The sequence below is a fragment of the Streptomyces sp. UH6 genome (assembly GCF_013421635.1).
GTDB lineage: Bacteria > Actinomycetota > Actinomycetes > Streptomycetales > Streptomycetaceae > Streptomyces > Streptomyces abyssomicinicus.
In genome coordinates this window covers 1-1,139 of record NZ_JACADT010001371.1, presented here as the reverse complement: position 1 = coordinate 1,139, position 1,139 = coordinate 1, and the positions used below count along the sequence as shown (strand labels likewise).

Genomic DNA, 1,139 nt, shown 5'->3' with positions numbered 1-1,139 from the left:
GCGGCGGCGCAGCGCCTCGCGGTCCAGCGGCAGCGGCCACGCCTGCTCCACGGCGTCCTCGGCGAGCGCCGGGTTCTCCTCCCCCGGCTCCGGCTCGTCCGCCCAGACCTCGGTCTCGCCGTACCCGGCGGCGCAGTGGTCGTGCAGCGCGCGCAGGAACGCGGACGGGCCCCGCCGGGTCTTCTGGGTGGGGCCCCACCAGTGGCCGGAGCCCAGCAGCAGCGAACGCGGCCGGGTGAAGGTGACGTAGCCGAGGCGGAGTTCCTCGGTGGCGTGGTGGTCCTTCATGTCGGCGTGGAACGCCTTGAGCCCCGCCGCGTCCCACTCCCCGACGTCCGGCAGCGTCCCGGCGTCGCCGCGCAGCGCGTGCGGGAGCACCTTGCCGTGGGCGGTCCACCGCTCCTGCCCCTTGCCGTCCGGGAAGGTGCCGGTGACCAGCCCGGGCACCACCACGACGTCCCACTCCAGCCCCTTGGACTTGTGCGCGGTGAGCACCTTGACGGTGTTCTCGCCGCCGGGCAGCGCGTTGTCCAGGCCCTTCTCGTACTGCTGGGCGGTGCGCAGGAAGCCGAGGAAGGCGAGCAGGGTGGCGCGGCCCTCCTCGGCGGTGGCCGTCGCGGCGAACGAGGCGGCGACGTCGAGGAAGTTGTGCAGCGTCTCGCGGCGGCGGGCGGCCAGGGCCTGCGGCGAGGCGGAGAGCTCGACCTCCAGGCCGGTCACCGCGAGGACCCGGTGCAGCACGTCCATCAGCGGGTCGGCGAGGGAACGCCGCAGGTCGCGCAGTTCCGCGGCAAGCCGGGCGAAACGGACCCGGGCCTGCGGGGAGAACGGCAGCCCGTCGTCGGAGCCGTCGAGGGAGGACTCCAGGAAGGTGTCGAGGGCGTCGGCGAGCGAGATCACCTCGGCCGGGTCGGTGCCCTCGACGGCGGCGGCCAGCCGGCGCTCCGGATCGTCCTCGCCCCGGTCGCGGGCGACCAGCAGCCGGGCGCGACGGCCGAGCAGGGCGAGGTCGCGCGGACCGATCCGCCAGCGCGGACCGCTGAGCAGTCGCACCAGGGAGGCGTTGGCGCCGGGATCCTGGAGCACCTCGCAGGTGGCGACCAGGTCGGCGACCTCCGGCAGGCTGAGCAGCCCGGACA

1 protein-coding gene is annotated in these 1,139 nt (G+C 75.3%); it reads right to left on the bottom strand.

Annotated features, from left to right (window positions below; translation table 11 throughout):
* On the bottom strand, positions 1–1,139 hold a 1,139-nt coding region (locus tag HW445_RS31965), incomplete at both ends, for an ATP-dependent helicase (protein ID WP_180224253.1).